This is a genomic window from Pseudomonas sp. GM50, assembly GCF_000282375.1.
Lineage (GTDB): Bacteria > Pseudomonadota > Gammaproteobacteria > Pseudomonadales > Pseudomonadaceae > Aquipseudomonas.
Genome location: NZ_AKJK01000005.1, coordinates 80,867 through 101,970 on the forward strand (window position 1 = coordinate 80,867; position 21,104 = coordinate 101,970).

Consider the following 21,104-nt stretch of genomic DNA (forward strand, 5'->3'; position numbering starts at 1 on the left):
CGCTTGCGGCGGACGGGATTTCAGATAAATCAGGTCCGCACGTCGCCCGCTCTGATGAATTCAATGAGGGCGCTCAAGGCCGGTGGCACATGGCGCCGGCTGGAGTAATAAAGAAAGAATCGGCTTGGTGGTGCTTTCCATTCCTGGAGTATTTCTCTGAGATGCCCGTTGCGGATGTCGTCGCGCGCCAGTTCCTCGTAGACATAGGCAATACCGGCGCCATCTTTCGCCGCCTGGATCATCAGCGCATCGTCTTCCAGAATGAGCGGGCCTGTGACGGATAACCGTATCGGTTGCCTGTCTGCTTGATACTCCCAGGCGTAAAGTTTGCCACTGGGAAAACGCCTGGCAATGCACGCATGCTCGAGCAGATCGCGAGGGGCGTGCGCGATTCCGTTAGCGGCCAGATAGGCATCCGAAGCAACCGTCACGAACGATTGAGGTGCGCCGACAGGGACTGCGATCATGTCGCCGGCCAGGCTTTCACCAAAGCGGACTCCCGCGTCAAACCCGCCGCTCACGATATCGGTCAATCCATCATCGGTGATCAGGTCCAATTGAATACGTGGATACCTGGCCACGAAGGGTGCGAGCACTTTCGCAAACACGACGCGAGCCGCCGGACGCGCCACGTTGAGGCGAAGCTTGCCAGCGGGCACTTCCTGCATCGAGGTCAACTGCGCCAATGCTTCGTTAACCTGGTTCAGGGTCGGGACCAGCGTCGCCAATAGCTGCTGACCAGCCTCGGTCGGAGTCACGCTGCGAGTGGTTCGGTTTAGCAGCCTGATACCCAGGCGTGCCTCCAACGCTCGCATTGCGTGACTCAACGCGGAAGCCGAAACGCCACGCTCATCCGCGGCCTTGCGAAAGCTGCGATGGCGAGCGACGGCGGCAAAGGCATCGAGTTCGGAGAGATCGGGGCGATTACTCATGAATGTCGTTCAGTAGTTCAAATACGATTACCTATCTTATCGTCACGAGATATCTCTCAGATACTTCTCACATCATTTGTGGAGAGGTTGCCATGCAAAAGAATCGTCTTGGATCATCGGATTTTCATATTTCGCCAATTGGCCTGGGGACATGGGCAATCGCCGGCACCGGTTGGGAATACAGTTGGGGAGCGCAGGATGACAACGACAGCCTGAGCGCACTTGAATATGCCGTCGAACGCGGCGTGAACTGGATTGATACCGCTGCGGTTTATGGCTTGGGCCATGCGGAGCAATTAGTGGGGCAATTGCTGCGTCGGGTGCCGGCCTCGCGACGTCCTTTGGTGTTCACCAAAGGCAGCCTGGTCTGGGACCCGGTCACGAAGCAGATTTCGCACTCCCTGGCCCCCCAATCCTTGCTCGCGGAAATCGACGCAAGCTTGCGCCGGCTTCAAGTTGATACCATCGATCTTTACCAGATCCACTGGCCTGCTTTTCCTGCCGACGCCAGCAGTGAAGGTATTGAAATGGCACTTTCGGCTTTGGCCGCCGCGCGCGATCAAGGAAAAATTCGCGCTATCGGCGTATCGAATTTCGATGTCGCTCAACTCAAGCGGGCGCAGGCGGTGACAGAAATCGTTTCGCTCCAGCCGCCGTACTCCGCCTTGATGCGGGACATCGAGAAGGACGTCCTGCCATTCTGTGAGCAAGTGGGGATGGGTGTCCTGGCCTATTCAACACTTCAATCGGGGCTACTGTCCGGCAGCATGACCCGTGAACGCATCTCGCAACTGCCCGAAGACGATTGGCGCAAGGCCCGAAGTGCGGATTTCCAGGAGCCCCGTTTGAGTGCGAACCTGGCATTGGTTGACGTCATGGCACGCATTGGAGAAAGGCACGGGGTGAGCGCAGCGGCAATCGCCATCGCCTGGGTACTTCGCCAACCGGTAGTGACAGGCGCCATCGTCGGAGCCCGCCATCCAGCACAAGTAGACGGGCTGATTGCAGCCTCGGAGTTGCGCCTTAGCGTCGCGGAAATCGACGAAATTCGACCGTTCTTGCCGTCGGGCATGGGAACAAATGTTCCTGGGGCTGCCTGATGTTTTTGAGCAGCCTGCGGGCCTTCCGGGGAGGTAGCTGGATCAGCTTCTGGGTCGAAATCTGAAGATCAAAAGATTGTGGCCTTCGGCAGTTCCGAGGGGGCCAGAAACAACAAAGCCTTCGTATTTCTACGAGGGCTTTGTTTTGTATGGATGGCCTCGTCGACGTTGAAGCCAGCAACTGCTATGCGCTCCAGTTTGATCATGATCACGCCTTATTACTTTTGGATCCAATGAGTGCGATTAAATGTATTTCCGTTCATGTCATAAAAGTGACATAAATCGCCGCAACCAACATGGATAGGGTGATTTATATGAAAAGAACACGAGTGATAGCGACAATAGGTCCGGCGTCCCGTAGTCCTGAAGTTTTACGCGCTCTGAGCAAGGCAGGTATGTCGGTGGCACGGCTTAATGGCTCGCACAGCAATCTTGCCTGGCACGAAGAAACCATCGCATTGATACGTGACACTCTCCCCGACACACCCATCTTGCTCGATATACCTGGACGTAAAATAAGAACCCTGCAGTTAGAACATGAACCGGTGTTCCTGGCAGGTCAGACTATTATTCTGACGACTGATACCAACCACACCGGAAAAGAAAAGGTACCGGTGGGGTACGATAAACTACATGAGCGATTGACGGCGGGAGTTAAGCTATTTGCAGACGATGGCACACTTTCCTTTGAAGTCATCAGCGTTACGGGACGCGACATATTAGTTCGTGCAGACATGGATGGTCAGCTCAAAAGCCGTAAAGGTATAAATGTTCCAGGGATCGACCTCGGCCAATCACTGGTGACAGCCAAAGATAGGGACATGATAGCCTTTGCCAAAAAACAAGGTGTTGATTACATCGGCATCAGTTTTGTGGAAAGCAAAGCGCATATCGAGGCCATTCGCTCCCTAATTGATGGGCACACTCCTAAAATCGTCGCCAAGGTTGAAAATGCCGGCGGCATTGAACATTTGGAAGAAGTCGTTTCTGCAGCCGATGTCATTATGATTGACCGTGGAGACTTGGCAGTTGAAACGTCTATTGATCGGGTTGCTATTTATCAAAAGCAAATATTGAGATCAGCCACTCTTGCTGGCAAGCCCACGATAGTCGCAACTGAAATGCTGCACAGCATGATCGAAAACCCGTTGCCGACCAAGGCGGAAGTTAGTGATATTACGAATGCGGTATTCGATGGGGCCGCGGCGGTAATGCTGTCTGGCGAAACAGCCGTAGGTCGATATCCAGTGGAGGCAGTTTCCAGGATTTCCGGGATATCGCAGCTGGCTGAAAGGTATATCTCAAATCACCGGGAAACCGCTTTGCCAGATAAGAAAAATGACATCCGCAGCGCCATACAGGCGCTTACCCAAGCGCTTCCGGTGACGAAAATCATAGTGTTGTCACGCTCAGGGTACGGCGTGAGAATCGCATCCATGTCAGGCAGCGGCATTCCGGTTATTGCGGTGGGGCACGATCCTGCGGTAACGCGTAGCTGGAATCTGTTTCCCGGCGTCACGGGTATTGCACTGGATCTGGCGGGTTTATCCAGTAGCGCCCAAGACGCCAAGTTGATACAAACATTGCTTGAGCGTCGGTTGGTACGTGAAGATGACTACACGTTGATCCTCAGTACACAATCTGATTACGCGCATCTGAGTGGGAACTTGCTGCGGACGCTGAATATACAGTCGTGGTTGGGCAATGTGGGTGAGCGCCAACGTTCGGCCGCTATTGAGGTCGCGTAAATGGAGGATCAATATCTCTATTTTTTGATAGTGGCTATTTTTGCAATCGTCCAATCTATATTCGGCATGGGGATTCTGGTTTTCGGGACACCTACATTATTATTGCTAGGGTTTGAGTTTTCGACGGTGTTGGCGTTGTTGCTGCCGTCTTCGGTATTGATCTCCTTAACACAAGTCATCACATCAGGCTCCATCGCATTTCAGAGACGAGAAAAACAAAATATAGCCATATGTACGCTTTTTGTGCTTGGTTTTTTGGCGTTCATACTTAAGTTTAAGTTGAAAATCAATATCGATATTCTGGTCGGCGGAGTATTACTGTTTTCCGCTCTGGTCCGTCTCAGCCCAACGTTCAGGGCGAAGGTGAAACAATTATTGAGCAAAAATGAACGCTTATTTGTTGTGGTCATGGGCTCGGTACATGGACTTACCAACATGGGAGGAGCACTGCTTGCCCTTTATGCATCTTCCACCCAAGAAGGTAAGCTTGAAATACGCACGACGATATCGCGTTATTACCTGGCATTCGGCTTAATACAATTGTCTACACTCGCGGTTCTCAAATTTAATGCGTTAAGTCTGTATGGCTTTGTTGCGGCGCCGCTGGCTCTATTTGTCTATCTTGTCGTGGGTAGCTTGATCTTCAAAAAAACCAGCTCTTTCACTTATGAAAGGCTTGTCACTTTCTTTATTGCAGCATACGGAGTAATTGTTTTGACCAAAGGATATCTGTAACTAAATGATGGTAATTACCTTGCTGTCCCTGCTGCCAATAATGTTCCTCATTGCTATGGGGGTTATTCTTCGAGTCAGGAACCTCATTGATGTCAGTTTTTGGCTCCCTTGTGAAAAGCTTAATTACTACTACCTTTTTCCTGCCTTGATGTTTTCATTGGTCGGCAAGGCGGACTTGAGTGAGTTTCCGGTCAAGCCCATTGCGTTTTCGATACTTGGGGCGGTGTTTATTGGTGGAGTAGCACTTTGGCTGTGGCGGATATGGTTAAAGCAATCCGGGCCGATTTTCTCTTCGGTCATGCAGGGCGCGTTGCGCCCTAATACCTACATAGGGGTGGCGGCTGCGGCTGCCACCTACGGGCATACCGGGCTGACGGTGACTTCTATCAGTATTGCCGTAGCCATTCCCCTGCTGAACGTAGCCTCAATCGTAGTCCTGATGCACTATGGGGAGGGTAGCAAGCCTGGCTGGCCACAAATTATCAAAACTCTGGTCAAAAACCCGGTCATTTTGTCTGTGTTGGCTGGATTGTTGTTCAACAGCAGCGGACTATCTTTACCGGTCGCTATTGACAGCATCTTGAAGATATTGGGTGGCGCTTCCTTGCCTCTGGGCCTGCTTGCTGTCGGCGCGGGTCTGAACATTCGGGCGGCCAGGGCCGGACACGGGCCGGTGATGCAGTCCTCTTTCGTGAAGTTACTACTGGTGCCAGTGGCCACCTTGTTCATAGGCACATCCCTCGGCATTTCTGGTGCGGTGCTTGCGACGGTGGTGCTGTTTAATGCATTGCCTTGCACGCCGTCCGCTTACATCATGGCTAAGCTGCTGGGAGGGGACCACCAATTGGCCGCGGGCATTATCACCGTCCAGACATTATTTGCTGCCGTCACTATTCCGCTGGTGCTGATGCTTACGCAGTTACTCACGTATACGGGCTGACCGGTTGCTTAGTGATGCCCGCCTTGAAGTGGCACTAATCCAGGAAAACTAAAGTCTCCACTCGATCTGAATGAACCTCGGAGGCCGGGCGGTGATATAGAGATTTTGGTGCGGGGGGAGGCAGTATCTACAGGTGCCGTTTTTCTGGATGCCAGAAACAACAAAGCCCTCGTATTTCTACGAGGGCTTCGTTTTGTATGGTGCGGCACCAGGAGTCGAATTATTTCATAAGCTATTGAATCAGCTGATTAATACTTAAAGATTTGTACGACTCTACCTCTAAAGCTACCTCAAGGTTCTCGTACGCCTGAGGATCTTGCTTGACTAACGGCGAAGGGCCGGAGTCGACCCCACAACGGCCGGTCATTCGTCTATGAAAGTGGGGCCGTTGATGTGTCAAACGTCAACCACGTTAGAGTTAGAGTAGGTCCATGGTGGCCATGGAATCAGCCATGCGGTAGCCCATCGCTTTGTAACCCGCCTGGCGCTTATCCCACATCCTCATCAGCGCGACATTACCCTCGTCAACGAAGTCGATCACTCGCACGTCGGCCTTATCGGCATGTGATCGATGCAACCGCCCCGCATATTGCTGAAGGATTCCCTTCCATGAGATGGGCATTGCCAGCACCAGCGTGTCCAACGGCGGATGATCGAAGCCTTCACCTACTAGTTTTCCTGTTGCCAACAGCACTCGTGGAGCATCAGGGGGAAGGGACTCAAGCTCATGCATACGGGAAATCCGCTGTTTCTTAGGCACTCGCCCATGAAGCGTGAAAAGGTTATGCACGCGCTGCTTCAATTCTAATTCAAGGGCATCCACATGTTCCGTCCGCTCCGTTAGCACTAGAATTTTTCTACCCTCGTTGTACGCCAGCTCAATCTCCGAGACGATTTTGGCTGTCCGCTCAGAGTCGTCGGCTAGACGCCGAAAAACGTCCTGAATCCCAAAGCCGTCGGGGACCACTATTGGTTTGGGCAGCAATCGAGGCACGACAGATAGGTCATGGGGCGCACTCGCTGGTCGAGCAGCAGAATGTCGGATCGGTCCGCACTGCATGAAAATAATGGGCTGCTGCCCATCTCGGCGCACTGGGGTTGCTGTGAGTCCCAGTACGTACCGCGCGGTCGCGCTCCTCAGTAGTGCCTCGAATGACACTGCTGATAGGTGATGACACTCATCAACGATGATCTGGCCGTAATTTTTTACCTGATCGCTGATCTCGCCTTTTCGCGATAACGACTGCATTACGGCAATGTCGATGATGCCGGTAAGCTTCGCTTTTCCGCCCCCAAGAGTACCAACGACACCATTCCCAACTCTCAAGAACGCCTGCAAGCGCTCTTGCCACTGCCTTAACAGTTCTGTCCGATGCACAAGCACCAACGTGTTAATGCCAAGTGCGGCAATCAACGCAGCAGCACTCACCGTTTTACCGAAAGCTGTCGGTGCGCAGAGGATACCGGTGTCATGACTTAGCATTGCGCTGACAGCAGCCTCTTGGTCAGAACGCAGGGTCCCGAGAAAGCTCACGTCGATGGGGTCGCCCGCGAAGCGTTCGTCTTTAAGAATAGGGGTAACCCCGTTTTCCTCTAAAAGCTCCAGCGCAGCATCCAAACAGCCACGTGGTAACGCAATATGTTTGGGGAAGTTCTGGGCACAGCCGATAATCCTTGGCTTGTTCCACACTGACATGCGCATGGCCTGCGCTTTGTAGAACTCAGGATTTTGAAAGGCAGCGAGCCGGACAAGCTGGTTTGCCAATGGCTGTGGCAATTCCGACTTTTCAAAGTAAATTAAGTTAGCCAGCGTGATGTTGACAGCAGCAGGCAACGGGCATGTCAATTTACGTGATCTCGATTCACGATCTTTCCAAGGTTCTGCATCACCTTCGTCATCGACATAGGCGACCCCTAGAGGGTCCCGATTACCCATCGCCTGGATAATAACGGGCTGGATATCTTCTGGACTCATGCGCTGAATCGATGCCAGGAAGGCCCATTGATCAGGATGAGGCTCAAGCGAGTCGTCTACAAAAACGCTATTGTTTTGGGCCCTGGCCCGCTTTTGTAAAGGGAGCGCGATGAGATTTCCAAAGCCGCCTTTGGGCATATAGTCCTGGTTTGGAAACAGTCGATCATAGGAGCTGAGCGCCAACTGGCGGGTGCGCTCACAGGCATGACTGATGATTGCGGCACCGAGGCGGCGCGCATCGCAGGCAGGAACATTACGCTCAAAGAAAATCCAGCCATGAGCCCCTAGGCCTGAGCGCGATATTTCCAGCGCCACCGGGACGTTCAGCTCGTGGCATGACTGTACAAAAGCTTTGGAATCATCACGCCATTCGGCCTCATCGAAGTCGACTGCCAAAAAATAACAAGTGTCATCAGAGAGTAGGGGGTAGATACCAACGACCACTTCGCCCGCCAGATGGCGATAGACCACCTCATCGGTCAGCGGAAGCAGCTGGCGGTTACCGCAGTCGCCACATTTAATTCGGGGCTTCTCACAAACGCCAGGCCTCCATTCGTTTGCGCAAGCGGGTGCGTATCCTGATTTGCCTGCCTTGCTTTCCCAGCGGATGGGATAAACGTCCGTCCTACCACGAAACAAGCTTCGGAATAGGGCAAGCTTTCCATCAGTATCGAGTTGCCGTGATTGTTCTGCTTGGACAATCGCTATCTTGACTGGCTCAGCAGGCGGGCGCCATTCGATGCCATGAGCATCCAGCAAGGCAACCAATCTTGCATTCTCAGCCCTTAGCTTCGCCACCAGACTAGTGTCTATCACCGCCTTCAGCCTCTACGTCTCAGGTGAAGCTTGTAGCCTCGAACTACAACCCTCAGTCCATCAGTAAAACATAGAGGTTATCAAACAACAGAGGTTAGGTTCAGGGTCTCAAGAGGTCCGCCCTAATCCCAATCAAATTGTTGGCTGGCTCAATCTGCCAGTTAGGGATACAGAGCGCGCAGTTGCTGGCATTCGGCTAACGTTGAAAATTCCAGGATTTTCCTAGGCGCAGAGTGATCAGGCTTGTGGTCAGCAGGTAGTAGTAGCGCGTCGATTTCGAGTTTGAGTTCATGTGGTGGTTCAAAAACCAAACGAGATGCTTTCTTTGCCATGTCCATGGATTATCTCGGTTCCAGCGTTCAGAAATGGCTGCTTGAATAGTCTTTGCCTGGCGGATGTGACGTTCTCGTGTGGCATGTGCTCCAGTCAGTACCCCAGCCAAGAAGATCTCCATATCGAATGGTTTACTCATACACGACCACCGATATACGCCGATACCACGTCGATTCGACCGTGTCCCAGCTCATAGCTGATTTGTAAGCGTGCCTCTCGATCAAGGCGTGGATCGAGGCGCCTGCCCCTGCCACCGTTGATGGGCGCTAGGTGATGGGTGATCTGCTCATAGCGTTCGCATGCATAAGCCGCGCGCAATTCGTGGAAGCCTTTGAGGTTGTGCGTATGGAGGATGTCTCGGGCGGGGCGTATGACACTCGGTTGGAAATCGAGGTAGCTCTCGTTCGGTGCCAGCAGGTTGCGGCTACCGTCGGGAGAGACCTGTTCGGCGTACCTGAGCGCTTCGCGAATATGGTCATCCACCCTGATCCAACGAGGCGCGGTTGCGCCGCCGCGGCCACCTTTGGTGCCGTCCTGGATGTTGATCTTGTCGTAGTGTTCAGCTTCTCTTCGCAGGCGCGGAAGGTCGGCCAAGATGGCCTCGCGCAAGCGCATGCCGGTGGCTCGCGCCAACTGGGCGATGGCCGCCGCGCGCGGCATTTGGTGTTCGCAGAGCACGTCGACGATCCGCTTCACGTGTTCGTGGTCTTGGCCTTGCGGCACCGAGCAACGAACACTGTTCCGCCGCATTCCCAGCGTCTTGCTCGGACTCGGCACTTTCACATACTGATCACCGCGAAGTGCGGCCATGGTTCGGTTTACGCTGGACAACCGGTTTTGCGCGGTGGCGATGCTAATGGCGCCTTGTTCAACTTGGTCACACAGATGACCGGCGTAGTCCAGCAAGGTCCGCCAATCAATTTGCCTCGCATCATTAAACCCGGGCCCATCCTCAGACCGACACCATCGTACAAATGCCAGCCAACGATCACTATGCGCTTTGACGGTCCCGTAATGCCCTCCGCCGAACATGTCTTTTAACGCCTGCGGCCCGGCATAACTCAGTTGTCGTCCATACCCAAAATTCCGCCCGTCCCGTCTACCTACCAGTGCCATGATCAAACTCCTCTCGAAGCCAAACCTTTAAAACTTCCCCACGTCATCCCGCCAAGAATGTTGAGTGTTATCAGGGATCAAGGCCCCTGCGACCAGTGAGGGTTGTCCACTAACGCGGGACTGGCGGCTCTTTACGACCGGGAGCTTGGGCATCTCATGATCTGGCCTCCTGAGCACTCCCGAAGATGGCGGGTGGAGGCTGCACTGGCTGACGAGACCAAGCGCCGCGAGATCCTGAGTCAGGTGAAGGCAGTGATGCGATGATTGGGGTATGCCTGACTGTCAGTCAGGTGCAGTCCATTCCATGGGCTGCGGCACCATCATCTGCATCGCTGTTGCTGGTGACTCCGGTGTTTGTCACGCCGATTGTCACGAGGGGGAATGCCGCAAAGCCTTGTACGAGTTGGGCTGCAGCAGCGGTAGGAGCGCCCGTCTCTTTCCGGGAAAAAGAGACGGGCGCAGGTTGGCGCAAGGAAATGGCCACGCGGATAGGTTGCTGCAGGGCAGCTATGAAGGGGGATGAGTTGCCGCAGTGGGCACACTGGTAAAAGTAGGCATCCATCACATCGCTGTGACCGTGCGAGCCGCCGGACGCTAATCGCACTTTGGGAGAACCACCACGGTTGGCGTAGCCTTAAAGGTTCTGGCTACCTGGGTTGCTGTCAACGACAGCGCTTTGCCCGATCTTTTCTACGCCTGTGGATAATTCGGGTCAAGACTCGAATTTTTGGGAGTTCTGCGGCTGTGGATGAAATTATCCACCGGTGGAAATCAGTGGTTTTCCACAGACACTTGTGTGGGCTTTAGATTTTTTAAGTGAGGTCCATCCAAGCAGGGCGGCTTTGCAGCCCTGCTTGGATGGACCCGCGTGGACAAGCGGATCATCGAGATTTCGAGAACGTACGCTTACTTTGCTGCGCCGCGATTGGCTTTTGGCCGTGTGACATTCGTGCAGAGTCGTGAGGAGTGACATCCTCCTGCTGATGGGTGACTGGGAATCGGCTCCACCAGTTCATGATCAGTCTCCGCTCGTCGAGTTGCGTGCGACTATGGAAGACTGAGTACAATCCCCGCACGTATGTCTTTTCTTCGACCTTTTGCAGCTACGTGAAGCAGGCTGATCATTTAGGAAGTCTTTGATGTCACTCAATCCCCACACCCTTGAAGACCTGCCCTCGCTGGTTGAATCTGTCGAGCTCGAATGCAAGCTCGCTCAGGGGCAGGATGGGAAGGGAGAGTTGCCTAAGGATTTCTGGTTAACCTACTCCGCTTTTGCTAACACTCAGGGTGGGGTAGTACTGCTAGGCGTGCGCGAGAAGGATGGGCGGTTCAGCGTTGCAGGCCTATCAAATATCGAGAAAGTACGTACTGACCTGTTCAATACCCTCAACAATCCGGCCAAGGTCAGTGTCAATCTGCTGACTGACCGGGAGGTGGTCGTCAGAGAGCTGGAGGGCAAGCAGGTACTTGAAGTGAAAATCCCGGCAGCTTCGCGTAAGCAGAAGCCGGTATTTCTCAATGGTCAGCCGCTAGGTAACACTTATCGTCGATTACATGAGGGTGATCGGCGTTGCTCTGAGGAAGATGTTCGCCGCATGTTCGCAGAGCAAGTGGAGGACTGTCGGGACGAGCGGATTTTGCCGAATTACGACTTCGCGGACATTGATCCGGACAGTCTGCGTATCTACCGCCAGATGCTTAGCGACATAAAACCAGGCCATCCAGCGCTGGAGCACCAAGGGATTGAGTTTCTCCGACAGATAGGAGGTTGGCGTAAGGACCGCGCGAACGGAGTCGAAGGGCTGACTCTGGCAGGTTTACTCATGTTCGGACGCTGGCTTTCGATCCAAGAGAGTGTGCCGCATTACTTTGTGGACTATCAGGAGCGGCCGTACGCCAAAACAGAACTACGTTGGGTGGATAGGCTCGTCCCTGATGGAACCTGGTCAGGAAATCTGTTTGATTTCTACCGGCGGGTTTATCGCAAGTTGGTTGAGGACTTAAAGGTACCGTTCGCTCTCAAAGGTGATCAGCGCCAGGATGACACACCGGTACATGAAGCTCTGCGCGAGGCTTTGGTTAATACCTTGGTCCATGCCGACTATACCGGGCGGGTTTCTGTGTTAGTCGTGAAACGTCCTGACTTGTTTGGTTTTCGCAATCCTGGCGGCTTACGTTTACCCCTTGAGCAGGTGTTGCAAGGTGGTACCAGCGATTGCCGGAACAGGCTAATGCACCAAATGTTTCTTCTCATCGGCCTTGGCGAGCGTGGTGGTTCTGGGGTTCCAAAAATCTACAGCGGGTGGCGCAGCCAGCATTGGCGACCGCCAGCCCTTTATGAAAAGCCCGAGCCCGAGCAAACCCTTCTTGAGCTTCGCATGTTGGACTTGCTTCCAGAAGGGGTGGTGGAGCAGTTACGAGAGCGATTTGGGGTTCGTTTCGAGAGCTTGGAACATACTGCCAGGTTGATTTTGGCCACGGCCGCGATTGAGCGGGTGGTCAGCCATAATCGTCTCCTTGAGATTTGTGATACTCATGCTCATGACTTGAGCCAACTGCTTGCGCGGTTGGTACGCGAGGGATTCCTTGTGCCCGACGGGCGCTCGCGGGGCATGATTTATCACCTGCCAGGTGAGCAACTGCCTACGCCGGAGCAAGTGTTCGCAGGTCCGCTACAGAGCTCCGAACATTACGCCGGCAGCTCCGAACATAACAGGGCTAGCTCCGAACATAACGCAGGTAGCTCCGAACATAAGGTCGAGCTGGATATGCAGCGAAACGATGATGGCTGCTTGTTGAGCGATCATATTGACGCGCCGCTGATCGATGCTTTGGACAGGCTTGATGCAGGGTTTCGAGAAAAGCTCGAAATACTGGCTGAGGAGCCGCGCAATCGAGAGCGCATGCAAAAGGATCGTATGCAACAGGTGATTATCACCCTATGCAAGGAGCACTATCTGACGCTCAACGTGTTGGCTAATTTGGTAAAGCGCAGCCCAGATGCCCTCCGTCAGCAGTACCTGAATGGAATGGTGAAAAGTAGGCAGATTCAGTTGGCATTTCCGTCCAAGCCGACTCATGAAAGGCAGGCGTACAAAGCGTACGTTGGTGGGCAGGACGAGGAGTAGGCTAACGGCCTACTCCCTCAAGCGGCTTTTCGCCTTGAGCCGCGTGACGTTCGTCCCGGTCTGGTTTGCAAACTCGTGTGGAGTGATATGCTCCTGCCGGTTGGCCTCTAGGTACCGGCTCCACCAGTTCATGATCAGCCTACGCTCCTCGATGAACTCAGCCTTGTGAATGTAGGCGGCGCGGACGTTGTTGCGTTCCTTGTGGCTCATCTGCCTTTCAATGGCGGTCTCGGACCACAGTCCTGACTCGATCAGTGCGCTGCAGGCCATCGAACGAAACCCATGCCCGCAGATTTCGGTTTTGGTGTCATAGCCCATTTTTCTGAGTGCGCTGTTCACCGTGTTTTCAGACATGGGTTTCCAGGGCTTGGCGTCGCCTGCAAACACCAGGTCGAATTTGCCGGTGAGGACGTGGATCTGTTCAAGCAGAGCCACGGCTTGCGGCGATAAGGGTACAAGGTGGATGTCCCCGGCCATCTTCGTACCCCTTGTTGAAAAGGGTACTCCGTCCAACGCGGGTCGAGTGTCGGGTATCTCCCAAGTGCCGCGCTTAAGGTCGAATTCGCTCCAGCGGGCGAAGCGCAGTTCGCTGGAGCGTACGAACACATGCAGCGAGAGCATGACCGTCAGCCGGGTAAGTATGCGGCCTTTGTAGGTGTCGATACGCTCCTGCAATTCAGGCAGACGCGATAAGGGTAGAGCGGGCCGATGAATCACTCTTGGGGCTTTGATCAAGCCTTCAAGGTCGTAGGCAGGGTTTGCCGTGATCTGCCGAGAACGCTTCGCCTCGCGCATAATGCTTTGCAGGTAGTTTTGTACCCTTAAAGCGACGTCAATCGTGCCGCGCTTCTGGATCGCTTCCAGAGGTTGCATCAGGTCATGGGTGTCCAGATCGACAATGGAGCGAGCACCGATCAGTGGGAAGACATGGGCTTTGAGGCGGCTCAGAACCGTCTTTGCATGACCCGGTGCCCATTTGGCAGACATCGCTTTGTGCCATTCCAGTGCAGCGCTTTCAAAGGTTCGGCCTTTGATTGCGGCCTGCGTCTTGGTTTGGTATTTGTTCTCTATGGGGTCGATGCCTTCCGCCAACATCCGCTTGACCGCCAGACGCTTGTTGCGCGCATCGGCGAGGCCGACCACGGGATAGCTGCCGAACGAGGTCAGTCCTTCGCGTCCATCAGGTTTGACATACCTGAGACGCCAGCCTTTACGGCCATTGGGCTGGACAAGAAGGTAGAGGCCGTCGCCGTCGAAAAGCTTGTAGGCGCGGTCGGTGGGCTTGGCTGAGCGGCAAGCCGAATCGGAGAGTGGAGCAGTGGTGCGCGACATAAGGGTACTCCCCCTTTATCGAATTACCTTACCCCTAACATTACCCCTAAAGCGGCTGGAATCCACCAGATTTTGACGTAACCCGACAGAACGCCAAAACGAAAAAACCCGCCAGAAGGCGGGTTTTTCGGGGGTTCCAGAGATTTTGAAAGCCTTCTCTGGAACCTTGTATGGTGCCGGCACCAGGAGTCGAACCCGGGACCTACTGATTACAAGTCAGTTGCTCTACCAACTGAGCTATACCGGCGTGTTGGGCGACGATTATAGCGATTGGGTTGGTTCTGTAAACCCCTGAATTCAGACTATTTTTGCGCAGGCTTTCGGTCAGGCGCGAACCAGCACTTTCTTGAGTTTCTGGAGGGCGCGTCAGGTTCGGCTGTTTTTCAGGGCGCGCAGTTGGGCTTCTGCGGATTCGGCGCGTTGCAGGGCGGCGGGTGAGGTGGTTTTCGGTGTCGGTGACGGGGTGGCTGAATTTGTGGCCAGGCCAGGTTGCATGGCGAGATTCGGCGCTCGTAGCAAGGGCTGTTGCAAGGCGCAATTTTCCACTATGGGTGTCCGGTATTCGGCGGTTATGTCGTTTTGATGAAATGCTTATGCACAATGGACTAGGGGCGATTGCCTGTTCATTACGATTTTGTAGACTGGTTCTCATTTGTCCGCAAATGCCTGTTTTGCGGGTTTTTTATTTGTGTGAACAAAAAATGACCAGTCGAGTTTAACGCCTAAAACAGCGTGGATATTGGATCCACGATAATTCCATCAACAGAGTTATCCACAGGCTGTGGTTGTTTGAGGGCGTTCTGCCAGGAGCAAAAAATTGCGCGGTGTGAGTGGGGTTTCACAGAAGGTGCCGAGGCGAACGGCGTAACCCTGCTCAATGAGGAAAAGTGCCCGATCAAGTACCAGCCACAGCTCCAGCGGCCGTCGGAAAAGGCCTCGCAGCAGCTCCAGGTTGCGCACTTCGGCTAATCGCTGCCAACCGGCGGCTTGCAGTGTAGTCCAATCTGGCGCACCGACTGTGGATAAGTCTTTGAGTGCAGCCAGGTCGCGGCAGTAATCGGCGAAAGGTTTGTCCAGCCAGGCACTGGGCAGGGAAGGGGTTGGCAGGTATTCATCGACGCCGCGCAGTTGTCGTTGCAGCAGGTCGAACGCCAGGCGCCGGGCCATGGAGGTGTCGCGCTGGCGTCGGACACGAGCGCCGGCGGTGACGGTTTCGCTCATTGGCAGCGCAAGATCATCGAGGGAAAGGTGTAGGCCGGAGCGCTCAGCCGCGCAGGAAAGCGGCTGATAGGTATTCAGGCTGATCCGGTTGTAGCAGCACGGTGCGATGGCCAGTTGTTTGCAACCGGCGGCGCTGGCGAGCTGGATCAGTCGCACATGCAGATCGCCGCAGGCGTGCAGCGCGACCGGCGTGTGATCGGCGTTCAATAGAGAGGCTGCGGCAGGCGCGAGTACATCCTGCTCGACATGCAGTGCATGCAATTGATGACGCTGGCTGAGTGCCTGGCCGCTGGCGACCAGCGCCGGGTCGTATTCCAGGCAAGTCAGCTGTTGCCCGGTTTGCAGCAGGCGTCGCCCCAAATGGCCTTTGCCCGAACACCAATCCAGCCAATGCGTCGGCGCTTGAGCAAACTGCAGGCGACCGGCGAACGCTTCAATCTGCTGCCATTTGCGTCCCGGCACATCCACATTCAAGCGATGGCCTGCCGCTTCAAGTGCGCGAGCCGGCAATTCACCCACCGCGCTCAGTTCAGCAGACATCGCTGCCAATGAAGCAAATGGCTCCGGCGCATCAAGCAAACAAGGTTGGTTATGACTGCTTTCCGCATCCTCCAGCGACCGCCCGCGTAGCCATAACGCCAACTCCGGGTAGGACGCTTCCCAAGGCAATTGCAGATGAGTAAACGGTCGAGGCTTCCACAGCGCCTGATGCTCGATCAGAAAAGCATCCAGCGCGGTGAAACGGGCGAGCAGGGCCTCGCCCGTCAGCACGCAGGAGTCAACGCCCTTGGCAGGCATCGACGCGCAGCCAGCGCTCCAGCAGCTTGAAGCCGCGAACCAGCACGTAAGCCATCAGCAGATAGAACATGCCCGCGGCGAAGAAAATCTCCACCGGCAGGTAGGTGCGGGCAATGATGGTGCGGGCCATGCCGGTCAATTCCAGCAGGGTCACGGTGCTGGCCAGGGCACTGGCCTTGAGCATCAGGATCACTTCGTTGCTGTAGGCCGGCAGGCCGATGCGCGCCGCACGCGGCAGCATGATGTAGAACAGCGCCTTGGCCCGGGACATGCCCAGCGCCCGTGCCGCTTCGATCTCGCCCGGAGGAATCGCCTGGATCGCGCCGCGCAGGATCTCGGCGATGTAGGCTGCGGTGTGCAGGGTCATGGTCGCGGTGGCGCACCAGAACGGATCGCGCAAGTACGGCCACATCGAGCTGTTACGCACCGCGTCGAACTGCGCCAGGCCGTAGTAGACCAGGAACAGCTGAACCAGCAACGGCGTGCCACGGAAAAAGAAGATGTAGCCGTAGGGAAATGCCCGCACGTACCAGAGTCGCGACGAGCGGGCGATGCCCAGCGGAATTGCCAGCAGCAACCCGGCGATCACGGCGATGGCCACCAGTTCCAGGGTCAGTGTTGCGCCCTGAGCCAGTTTCGGCAGCCACTTGATGATGACTTCCCAGTTCATTGGGTGCTCCTGGCGAAGCCGCGAGCGGCGCGTCGTTCCATAAAGTGCATGCCGGTCATGGCCAGAACGGTCAGGCCCAGATACATGAAGGCGGCCACCATATAGAAGGTGAACGGTTGCTTGGACACGGTCACGCCGATTTGCGCGTGACGCATGATTTCTTCCAGGCCGATGACGGATACCAGCGCGGTGTCTTTCATCAGGATCATGAACAGGTTGCCCAGGCCCGGCAGGGCGATGCGCCACATCTGCGGCATGATCAGCTTGGTGAAGATGCGAAACTTCGACAGGCCCAGGGCCACGCCGGCTTCACGGTGACCTTTGGGGATCGCCAGAATCGCGCCGCGAAACACTTCCGTGGCGTAGGCGCCGAAGCACAGTCCCAGCGCAATCACGCCGGCGGCGAAGGCATTGAGTTCGAGGTCGGGGTTGCCGAAGAACTCGCCCAGGGCACGCATCAGGTTGACCGTGCCGAAGTAGATCAACAGCACCCAGAGCAATTCCGGGATGCCGCGAACCAATGTTGAATAAGTACCGCCAAGCCATTGCAGCGGCTTGTACGGGGAAGTCTTGGCCAAGGCGCCGAGCAGACCGAGCACCAGCCCCAGGCACAAGGCCGAGAGTGCCAGTTTCACAGTCATCAGCGCACCAGCGGCGAGCGCCGGGCCGAATCCGTAGAGGTCGATAATCATGGATTTCTTTTCAAATCGCGGCAGGCAATGCGAAGGACCGGCACCGTCAGCGGACGGTGCCGGTCAGGCAGCTCAGAATCAATAGATGCTGAACGGGAAGTACTTGTCGTTGATCTTTTTGTAAGTGCCGTCAGCGACGATTTCTTTCAGCGCGGTGTTCAGCTTCTCGCGGATCGCGTCGCCTTTACGTACAGCGATACCGATCTTGTCGCTTTCTTCCACCGGGTCGCCCTTGAATTCATAAGCACGGCCGGCGTCGCTTTTCAGCCACTCGTAGTTGACGTACTTGTCGGCCAGGATGCCGTCCAGACGACCCGAAGTCAGGTCCAGGTAGGCGTTTTCCTGGGTGTCGTAGAGTTTGATTTCGACGCCTTCCATGTTGTCTTCAAGCCAGGTGCCGGCCAGGGTCGCGCGTTGGGCGCCGATCACCTTGCCTTGCAGCGAAGCCTTGTCGGTTTTGAAGTCGACGTTTTTCGGCGCGATGAACTGCAGCTTGTTGGAGTAGTACGGTTCGGTGAAGTCCACCGCTTGCTTGCGCTCGTCGGTGATCGACATCGAGGAGATCAGGAAGTCGAACTTCTTGGCGTTCAGCGCCGGGATGATGCCGTCCCAGTCGGACGTAACCACGGTGCACTCGACTTTCATCTTGGCGCACAGGGCATCGCCGATATCTTTGTCGAAGCCGACGACATTGCCACTGGCATCTTTGTTGTTGAATGGCGGGTAAGCCGCTTCGATGCCCATCTTCAAGGTCTCGGCGGCGGCACCGGCACTGAAGGCCAGGGTGACGGCAGCGGCCAGGAAGATTTTTTTGTAGTTCTGCATGCGGGTAGCTCCGTTAGCGGTTGCTGGACATGAATTGTTTGCAGCGCGCCGAAAGCGGGTTTTCGAACACCTGCTGTGGCGATCCTTGCTCTTCTACCAAGCCTTGGTGGAGGAACACCACTTCGCTGGAAACCTGACGGGCAAAGCCCATTTCATGGGTCACGAGCAGCATGGTGCGGCCTTCTTCGGCCAATGCGCGGATGACATTAAGTACTTCCTGGACCATTTCCGGGTCAAGGGCGGAGGTGGGTTCGTCGAACAGGATCACCTTGGGCTGCATCGCCAACGTGCGGGCAATGGCCGCGCGTTGTTGCTGGCCGCCGGAGAGTTGCGCCGGGTAGGCGTGACGCTTGTCAGCGATGCCGACCTTGGCCAGCAAGGCTTCGGCGACTTCGATGGCTTCGGCTTTGCTTTGGCCGAGCACGCGGCGCGGGGCTTCGATGATGTTGTCGAGCACGCTCATATGCGGCCAGAGATTAAAGTTTTGAAATACAAAACCAATCTCGCTGCGCAGGCGATTGATCTGCTTGCCGTCGGCCGCGACCAGTTCACCGTTCTTGGCGGCTTTGAGTTTGAGTTCTTCCCCGGCCACCAGGATCTGGCCCTGGTGCGGGTTTTCCAGCAGGTTGATGCAACGCAGGAACGTGGACTTGCCGGAACCGGAGGAACCCAGGATCGAGATCACGTCGCCGTCGCGGGCGGTCAGCGAGATGCCTTTGAGCACCTCAAGCTGTCCGTAGCGTTTGTGCAAGTTGCGGATTTCAAGCGCGGGCGTGGCCTCAGCCATGTGCGTTCCTCATAGTGTTTTGCGCTCCTGCTGTTGGTGGCCTTCCTGGCGAGGCGGCCAAGCTAGCATAGCGTTCGAATGGCAGCCAACAGCGCTACGGACGGTAAGCGGGTGGCATGTGGCAGGTTGTCGCATCGGCACAGCAGACTGTCGCCCCATCAACAACCGAACAGCCGTTTGAACAAGCTTCGGCGCGGCTGTCGCGTAAAAAAAGGCGCGATGTTGCCAGCTTTGGCGGGGTGTTGGAAGCGCTAACCGGCCAAACGTTCCTGATCTGCACTTTTATTGTGCGCGCCTGAATTTTTTGGTGTGTTTCCGGTGCGCTGATTCGTTCTTGAAGTGGGTGGCAGGGTAACGCTCTGGCGAAATGCCATTAATCTCAATGACTTGCGATTATCGCTCGTTCAGCGTCCAGCCCCCGTGAACCGGGCGCATGAAACATTTTGGCGCAATTATTGCGTGCAGAATAAGGAACGCCCTGTTGGTTTCTTTTTACGAGAAAGAAAATGCCAGACGGGGTGGACTGAATCGCTTTCCTTGCAAAGGTAGTTTCAATGAGCAGCACCCAAAGCTCCAATGGCCTCGAACAGGGGCTCAAACCGCGTCATGTGACTATGTTGTCGATCGCCGGGGTGATCGGCGCCGGCCTGTTCGTTGGCTCGGGTCACGCCATCGCAGCTGCCGGTCCAGCTGTGCTGTTGGCCTACGCTGCCGCCGGTGCCCTGGTGGTGCTGGTGATGCGCATGCTTGGCGAAATGGCGGTTGCTTCGCCGGACACCGGCTCCTTCTCGACGTACGCCGATCGCGCGATCGGTCACTGGGCCGGTTTCACCATCGGCTGGCTCTACTGGTGGTTCTGGGTTTTGGTCATCCCGCTGGAGGCAAACGCCGCCGCGACCATCCTGCATGCCTGGTTCCCGAATGTGGCGATCTGGGCGTTCACCCTGGTCATCACATTATTGCTGACGGTGACCAACCTGTTCAGCGTGAAGAACTATGGTGAATTCGAATTTTGGTTCGCCTTGGTCAAAGTCATCGCGATCATCGGTTTCATCGGCCTCGGCATTCTGGCGATTTTCGGCTTCCTGCCGACCAGCCAGGTCAGCGGCGTTTCGCACCTGTTCGATACACAAGGCTTCTTGCCAAACGGCATGGGCGCTGTGCTGGGTGCCATCCTGACCACCATGTTTTCCTTCATGGGCACCGAGATCGTGACCATTGCGGCCGCGGAATCGAAGAACCCAGGCCAGCAAATCTCCAAGGCCACTAACTCGGTGATCTGGCGGATTGGCTTGTTCTACCTCGTGTCGATCTTCATCGTCGTGGCCTTGGTGCCATGGAACGATCCGGTTCTGGCCAGCGTCGGTTCCTACCAGACTGTGCTGGAACGCATGGGTATCCCGAATGCCAAGCTGATCGTCGACATCGTGGTGCTGGTTGCGGTAACCAGCTGCCTGAACTCGGCGCTGTACACTGCTTCGCGCATGATGTTCTCGTTGGGCAAGCGCGGCGATGCGCCGGCCGTTTCCCAGCGCACCAACAAGAGCGGCACACCTTACTGGGCCGTGATGCTGTCGACCGCAGCTGCGTTTCTTGCAGTGTTCGCCAACTACGTGGCCCCGGCCGCCGTGTTCGAGTTCCTGCTGGCCAGCTCCGGCGCTATCGCGCTGCTGGTGTACCTGGTGATCGCCATCTCCCAACTGCGTATGCGCAAGCAGCGTATGGCTCGCGGTGAAAAAATCGCCTTCAGCATGTGGTTGTTCCCGGGCCTGACCTACGCGGTGATCGTATTCATCGTCGCGGCCCTGACCATCATGCTGTTCCAGGAAGCCCATCGCGTGGAGATCCTCGCGACCGGTTTGCTGAGCCTGTTGGTAGTGGCTGCCGGGTTGTTTGTGGCTCGCCGTCGCAAGCTGGAGCGGCGTGGAGCGGTGGTGTTGAATTGATTCGCACTGC

18 protein-coding genes and 1 tRNA gene are annotated in these 21,104 nt (G+C 55.6%); 7 read left to right on the forward strand and 12 right to left on the reverse strand.

The features are described from left to right. Window positions 1-29 precede the first annotated feature (29 nt). Window positions 30-932 (reverse strand): LysR family transcriptional regulator, encoded by a 903-nt coding sequence (locus tag PMI30_RS28175; protein WP_008005271.1) that lies wholly within the window; start codon window positions 930-932, stop codon window positions 30-32. 92 nt (window positions 933-1,024) lie between these two features. On the opposite strand from PMI30_RS28175, the gene PMI30_RS28170 reads away from it, so the two are divergent. After that, the gene (locus PMI30_RS28170; RefSeq protein WP_008005273.1) at window positions 1,025-2,032 is read left to right on the forward strand and encodes an aldo/keto reductase; all 1,008 of its coding nucleotides are present in this window, start codon (window positions 1,025-1,027) and stop codon (window positions 2,030-2,032) included. A 68-nt stretch (window positions 2,033-2,100) separates the two neighbouring features. Here PMI30_RS28170 and PMI30_RS31185 read toward each other — a convergent pair whose 3' ends face one another. Beyond that, window positions 2,101-2,238 (reverse strand): hypothetical protein, encoded by a 138-nt coding sequence (locus tag PMI30_RS31185; protein ID WP_008005275.1) that lies wholly within the window; start codon window positions 2,236-2,238, stop codon window positions 2,101-2,103. Between the two features lie 108 nt (window positions 2,239-2,346). On the opposite strand from PMI30_RS31185, the gene pyk reads away from it, so the two are divergent. Genes pyk through PMI30_RS28155 form a run of 3 tightly spaced genes read left to right on the forward strand, consistent with a single transcriptional unit; the run spans window position 2,347 to window position 5,455 of the window. After that, on the forward strand, window positions 2,347-3,780 hold the full coding sequence (pyk, locus tag PMI30_RS28165; protein ID WP_032834676.1) for a pyruvate kinase: 1,434 nt from the start codon (window positions 2,347-2,349) through the stop codon (window positions 3,778-3,780). After that, the gene (locus PMI30_RS28160) at window positions 3,781-4,515 is read left to right on the forward strand and encodes a hypothetical protein (RefSeq protein WP_008005280.1); all 735 of its coding nucleotides are present in this window, start codon (window positions 3,781-3,783) and stop codon (window positions 4,513-4,515) included. It begins immediately after the preceding gene. Between the two features lie 4 nt (window positions 4,516-4,519). After that, a complete protein-coding gene (locus tag PMI30_RS28155; protein ID WP_008005281.1) occupies window positions 4,520-5,455 on the forward strand; it encodes an AEC family transporter in 936 nt (311 codons plus the stop codon). Window positions 5,456-5,873: 418 nt separating this feature from the next. On the opposite strand, the gene PMI30_RS28150 is transcribed toward PMI30_RS28155, so the two are convergent. The 3 genes from PMI30_RS28150 to PMI30_RS28145 all read right to left on the reverse strand — a co-directional run bounded on the left by PMI30_RS28150 (window position 5,874) and on the right by PMI30_RS28145 (window position 9,695). Continuing rightward, window positions 5,874-8,246 (reverse strand): TOTE conflict system archaeo-eukaryotic primase domain-containing protein, encoded by a 2,373-nt coding sequence (locus PMI30_RS28150; protein ID WP_008005283.1) that lies wholly within the window; start codon window positions 8,244-8,246, stop codon window positions 5,874-5,876. A gap of 196 nt (window positions 8,247-8,442) precedes the next feature. Further along, on the reverse strand, window positions 8,443-8,718 hold the full coding sequence (locus tag PMI30_RS30190; protein ID WP_081501221.1) for a hypothetical protein: 276 nt from the start codon (window positions 8,716-8,718) through the stop codon (window positions 8,443-8,445). Next, a complete protein-coding gene (locus PMI30_RS28145; RefSeq protein WP_008005285.1) occupies window positions 8,715-9,695 on the reverse strand; it encodes an integrase domain-containing protein in 981 nt (326 codons plus the stop codon). The genes PMI30_RS30190 and PMI30_RS28145 overlap by 4 nt, the downstream gene beginning before the upstream one ends. A 1,139-nt stretch (window positions 9,696-10,834) precedes the next feature. Here PMI30_RS28145 and PMI30_RS28140 point away from each other — a divergent pair. Next, window positions 10,835-12,823 (forward strand): RNA-binding domain-containing protein, encoded by a 1,989-nt coding sequence (locus PMI30_RS28140; RefSeq protein WP_008005286.1) that lies wholly within the window; start codon window positions 10,835-10,837, stop codon window positions 12,821-12,823. A gap of 9 nt (window positions 12,824-12,832) precedes the next feature. Here PMI30_RS28140 and PMI30_RS28135 read toward each other — a convergent pair whose 3' ends face one another. The 7 genes from PMI30_RS28135 to PMI30_RS28105 form a co-directional block, all read right to left on the reverse strand. Next, window positions 12,833-14,155, reverse strand: coding sequence for a tyrosine-type recombinase/integrase (locus PMI30_RS28135; protein WP_008005288.1), 1,323 nt, complete (start codon window positions 14,153-14,155; stop codon window positions 12,833-12,835). A gap of 171 nt (window positions 14,156-14,326) precedes the next feature. Then, window positions 14,327-14,402 (reverse strand) — tRNA-Thr (locus PMI30_RS28130). A gap of 521 nt (window positions 14,403-14,923) precedes the next feature. Beyond that, the gene (locus PMI30_RS28125) at window positions 14,924-16,174 is read right to left on the reverse strand and encodes a methyltransferase (RefSeq protein ID WP_008005290.1); all 1,251 of its coding nucleotides are present in this window, start codon (window positions 16,172-16,174) and stop codon (window positions 14,924-14,926) included. Then, window positions 16,155-16,844, reverse strand: coding sequence for an ABC transporter permease (locus PMI30_RS28120; protein WP_007897471.1), 690 nt, complete (start codon window positions 16,842-16,844; stop codon window positions 16,155-16,157). The genes PMI30_RS28125 and PMI30_RS28120 overlap by 20 nt, the downstream gene beginning before the upstream one ends. Beyond that, window positions 16,841-17,536, reverse strand: a complete 696-nt coding sequence (locus PMI30_RS28115) for an ABC transporter permease (protein WP_008005292.1) — start codon at window positions 17,534-17,536, stop codon at window positions 16,841-16,843. The genes PMI30_RS28120 and PMI30_RS28115 overlap by 4 nt, the downstream gene beginning before the upstream one ends. A gap of 78 nt (window positions 17,537-17,614) precedes the next feature. Then, complete coding sequence (locus PMI30_RS28110) at window positions 17,615-18,361, reverse strand: ABC transporter substrate-binding protein (protein WP_008005293.1); 747 nt, start codon at window positions 18,359-18,361, stop codon at window positions 17,615-17,617. A 13-nt stretch (window positions 18,362-18,374) separates the two neighbouring features. After that, window positions 18,375-19,148 (reverse strand): ABC transporter ATP-binding protein, encoded by a 774-nt coding sequence (locus PMI30_RS28105; protein ID WP_007897462.1) that lies wholly within the window; start codon window positions 19,146-19,148, stop codon window positions 18,375-18,377. 116 nt (window positions 19,149-19,264) lie between these two features. On the opposite strand from PMI30_RS28105, the gene PMI30_RS0129355 reads away from it, so the two are divergent. Continuing rightward, window positions 19,265-19,447: a hypothetical protein gene (locus tag PMI30_RS0129355; RefSeq protein WP_032834679.1), complete on the forward strand. Its 183-nt coding sequence runs from the start codon at window positions 19,265-19,267 to the stop codon at window positions 19,445-19,447. A 255-nt stretch (window positions 19,448-19,702) separates the two neighbouring features. Beyond that, window positions 19,703-21,094, forward strand: coding sequence for a GABA permease (gabP, locus tag PMI30_RS28100; protein WP_008005295.1), 1,392 nt, complete (start codon window positions 19,703-19,705; stop codon window positions 21,092-21,094). Window positions 21,095-21,104 lie beyond the last annotated feature (10 nt).

Excerpts from the sequence above, each read along its gene's own strand:
- PMI30_RS30190 (WP_081501221.1), bottom strand. The coding sequence starts at position 8,718 with ATGAGTAAACCATTCGATATGGAGATCTTCTTGGCTGGGGTACTGACT.
- PMI30_RS28140 (WP_008005286.1), top strand. The coding sequence starts at position 10,835 with ATGTCACTCAATCCCCACACCCTTGAAGACCTGCCCTCGCTGGTTGAA.
- PMI30_RS28170 (WP_008005273.1), top strand. The coding sequence starts at position 1,025 with ATGCAAAAGAATCGTCTTGGATCATCGGATTTTCATATTTCGCCAATT.
- gabP (WP_008005295.1), top strand. The coding sequence starts at position 19,703 with ATGAGCAGCACCCAAAGCTCCAATGGCCTCGAACAGGGGCTCAAACCG.
- PMI30_RS28155 (WP_008005281.1), top strand. The coding sequence starts at position 4,520 with ATGATGGTAATTACCTTGCTGTCCCTGCTGCCAATAATGTTCCTCATT.
- PMI30_RS28160 (WP_008005280.1), top strand. The coding sequence starts at position 3,781 with ATGGAGGATCAATATCTCTATTTTTTGATAGTGGCTATTTTTGCAATC.
- PMI30_RS28145 (WP_008005285.1), bottom strand. The coding sequence starts at position 9,695 with ATGGCACTGGTAGGTAGACGGGACGGGCGGAATTTTGGGTATGGACGA.
- PMI30_RS28135 (WP_008005288.1), bottom strand. The coding sequence starts at position 14,155 with ATGTCGCGCACCACTGCTCCACTCTCCGATTCGGCTTGCCGCTCAGCC.
- PMI30_RS28105 (WP_007897462.1), bottom strand. The coding sequence starts at position 19,148 with ATGGCTGAGGCCACGCCCGCGCTTGAAATCCGCAACTTGCACAAACGC.
- PMI30_RS28125 (WP_008005290.1), bottom strand. The coding sequence starts at position 16,174 with ATGCCTGCCAAGGGCGTTGACTCCTGCGTGCTGACGGGCGAGGCCCTG.
- PMI30_RS0129355 (WP_032834679.1), top strand. The coding sequence starts at position 19,265 with ATGTGGCAGGTTGTCGCATCGGCACAGCAGACTGTCGCCCCATCAACA.
- PMI30_RS28120 (WP_007897471.1), bottom strand. The coding sequence starts at position 16,844 with ATGAACTGGGAAGTCATCATCAAGTGGCTGCCGAAACTGGCTCAGGGC.
- PMI30_RS28115 (WP_008005292.1), bottom strand. The coding sequence starts at position 17,536 with ATGATTATCGACCTCTACGGATTCGGCCCGGCGCTCGCCGCTGGTGCG.
- pyk (WP_032834676.1), top strand. The coding sequence starts at position 2,347 with ATGAAAAGAACACGAGTGATAGCGACAATAGGTCCGGCGTCCCGTAGT.
- PMI30_RS28175 (WP_008005271.1), bottom strand. The coding sequence starts at position 932 with ATGAGTAATCGCCCCGATCTCTCCGAACTCGATGCCTTTGCCGCCGTC.
- PMI30_RS28110 (WP_008005293.1), bottom strand. The coding sequence starts at position 18,361 with ATGCAGAACTACAAAAAAATCTTCCTGGCCGCTGCCGTCACCCTGGCC.
- PMI30_RS31185 (WP_008005275.1), bottom strand. The coding sequence starts at position 2,238 with ATGATCAAACTGGAGCGCATAGCAGTTGCTGGCTTCAACGTCGACGAG.